Genomic DNA, 835 nt, shown 5'->3' with positions numbered 1-835 from the left:
CGGTGCTGCCGTTCTTCACCGGGCCGGAGGAGGTGACCGGGCACGCGCTCCCGATCGCGCCGGCCGCGCAGCCGGCCACCACCGCGACGGCCCCGGACGTCCACCTGGCGCTGGCCCAGCCCGCCGACCTCGGCGACCGCGTCCGGCTGACCTGGCAGGCCGACGGCGACCTCGACTTCGCCGTGGTGGTGGCGGGCGAGCGGATCGACACGATGGTGCTGGTGGCGCACCGGCAGCGCGCGATGGAGGTGCCGATCGACCCGGCCCGCCGGTACTGCTTCCAGATCCGCGCGACGGACGGGAAGAACGTGTACACGAGCACGCCGGTCCCGATCCGCGGCGGCCACTGCACCCAGTGACCACCGCGCGGGGAAAGCGCCCCAATGGGGTTGTTTCATCCTGGTTGTGGCTGGTCAGGGTGTCGGGTTCGTGGTGGTTGCCTGTGGTGACACGAAGTGCCGCTGGGACCAGCGTGGCGAACCTGGAGATAGGTGAAGCCCTCGGCAGGATCGAGATGTGAGTCAACCATCCGCCGAGGGCTTCGGTCCTCTTTCCTACCAGGTCACCCTTCCACTGTCCGGACAGACCCTGCAGCTGGTCGCGGGGTTGATCCGTGCCCACCGCCAGCGGTTGCGGTCCCGCTGGCGCAAAGCCGGCCCCGCCCAGCAGGCACTGGTCGTCCTGGCCGTGCTGCGCGACGATCCGCGCCTGACCCACCTCGGGGCCGGCATGGGCGTGTCCGCCTCTACGGTCCGGCGGTGGGTGCTGGAAGTCATCACCCTGCTCGCCGTCCGCGCCGCCCGCCTGAACCGGGTCCTGCGACGCCAGGCCGCCC

At 71.6% G+C, this 835-nt stretch carries 1 protein-coding gene and 1 pseudogene; both read left to right on the top strand.

The features are described 5' to 3' along the window. Window positions 1–359: pseudogene (locus tag G3I65_RS05965) on the top strand (serine/threonine protein kinase); the annotation flags it as partial. Window positions 360–516: 157 nt separating this feature from the next. Next, a partial coding sequence (locus G3I65_RS58720) for a transposase family protein (protein ID WP_160695211.1) occupies window positions 517–835 on the top strand: 319 nt, incomplete at its 3' end.

The organism is Amycolatopsis sp. SID8362 (assembly GCF_010550475.1).
GTDB classification, from domain to species: domain Bacteria; phylum Actinomycetota; class Actinomycetes; order Mycobacteriales; family Pseudonocardiaceae; genus Amycolatopsis; species Amycolatopsis eburnea.
The sequence above is the reverse complement of the archived record's forward strand: the minus strand, read 5'-3'. Positions and strand labels throughout refer to the sequence as shown.